Genomic DNA, 1,786 nt, shown 5'->3' with positions numbered 1-1,786 from the left:
CCACCCCGCACGGCCAGATCCAGACGCCCGCGTTCATCGCCGTCGGGACGAAAGCCACTGTCAAAGCCGTTCTGCCCGAATCCATGAAGGAGCTCGGCGCGCAGGCTTTGCTGGCCAACGCCTACCACCTGTATCTGCAGCCAGGGCCGGAGATCCTCGACGCGGCGGGCGGTCTTGGCGCCTTCATGAACTGGGACGGACCCACATTCACGGACTCGGGCGGATTCCAGGTGATGAGCCTCGGCTCGGGGTTCAAGAAGGTCATCGACATGACCTCCGTGGATGCGTCGGGGCCAGACGATGCCGTGGCCCCTGGCAAGGAGCGGCTGGCGCACGTGGATGAGGACGGCGTCTGGTTCAAGTCGCACTTGAACGGGGACAGGCACCGTTTCTCGCCGGAGATCTCCATGCGGGTGCAGCACCAGATCGGCGCAGACATTATGTTCGCCTTCGACGAGCTGACCACCCTGCAGAATTCCCGCGGCTACCAGGAGGAATCCCTGGAGCGCACACGTCGTTGGGCCGAGCGCTGCGTGGTGGAGCATGAGAGGCTGACGGCGGAGCGGGTGGGCAAGCCCTACCAAGCCCTGTTCGGCGTCATCCAGGGGGCGCAATACGAGGACCTCCGCCGCAAGGCCTGCCGGGATCTTGGTGGGATGCCCTTTGACGGTTTCGGCATCGGCGGTGCACTGGAGAAGGAGAACCTCGGCACCATTGTGCGTTGGTGCAACGAGGAACTTCCCGAGAACAAGCCCCGCCACCTCCTGGGCATCTCCGAGCCGGACGATATCTTCACGTCCATCGAAAACGGTGCCGACACCTTCGATTGCGTCTCCCCCACCCGCGTGGCCCGCAACTCGGCGTTTTATACTCCGTCCGGTCGGTTCAACCTTTCCGGGGCCCGCTACAAATCGGATTTCGGACCCTTGCAGGACGGTTGCGATTGCTACACCTGCGCCAACTATTCGCGCGCGTATATCCACCACCTGTACAAGGCCCATGAACTGCTCTCGCACACGCTCATCTCCATCCACAACGAGCGCTTCGTGGTGAAGATGGTGGACGACGCCCGCTTGGCCATCGAATCCGGGGACTTCTTCGAGTTCAAGGCCGAGACGTTGGGGCGGTACTACTCATAGGGTCCCGGTCGCTTCCCGGGCAGGCGACCTGCCGTCGTCGTCGAGATCGCGCCAAGGGGCGCCTCAGGGCCGGTCCGCCGTCGTCACGCCGATCACCAAGAGCACCACATTGAGCACGACGGCGGGCGTCACCAAAACCTCCGGCGCGTTGAACAGCATGCCCAAGGCCAAAGGCGCCAGGGCGAAGAGGCACAGCACGTAGCCCCGGATCCTGGTTCCAAGCATGGCGGGTCCGCTCCGCCCAAGCTGCATCAGGTACACGAGCTTGGTCAGGTCTTCCTGCTGGCGGAAGGCTCGTCGCAGCATCCCCGCGCCCAAACCGCCTCCCGCCGCCGCACCCAGGACGAGGAGCTCCACCCGGAAGCCGCCCGCCAGCACGAAAAATCCGGCAGCCGCCGTCGTCCACAAACCCATCAGCATGACCGGCAGCGCGACGTGGACCCAGCGCGAAGCTGTCCTCGAAATCGGGAGGAGGGCGTCGAGGCTGGGGGCCATGCGCAATTGCCAAAGGGGCCCTGCCGCCGCTGTGGACGAGAAGATCGCCGCGGCAAGCAGCACCGGAAGCAGGATGACGGGTGAATCGAACGTCCGGACCAGCCCGGTCAAGGGAACGACGGCGAGACCCAGGCCCCAGCGCCACAGCCGGC

2 protein-coding genes are annotated in these 1,786 nt (G+C 65.0%); one reads left to right on the top strand and one right to left on the bottom strand.

Going from position 1 to position 1,786, the window contains the following annotated elements:
- Window positions 1-1,139: tRNA guanosine(34) transglycosylase Tgt (tgt, locus tag AHiyo1_RS10670; RefSeq protein WP_059388551.1), on the top strand; the 1,139-nt coding region annotated here is incomplete at its 5' end.
- A gap of 63 nt (window positions 1,140-1,202) precedes the next feature.
- Here the strand turns inward: tgt and AHiyo1_RS10665 are convergent.
- Window positions 1,203-1,786, bottom strand: a 584-nt coding sequence (locus tag AHiyo1_RS10665; RefSeq protein ID WP_172465569.1) for a hypothetical protein, incomplete at its 5' end; no start/stop codon positions are given.

Origin of the sequence: Arthrobacter sp. Hiyo1 (assembly GCF_001263615.2) — a bacterium.
GTDB lineage: Bacteria > Actinomycetota > Actinomycetes > Actinomycetales > Micrococcaceae > Arthrobacter.
Note: the sequence above shows the minus strand (reverse complement) of the source record. Positions and strands in the feature narration are given on the sequence as shown.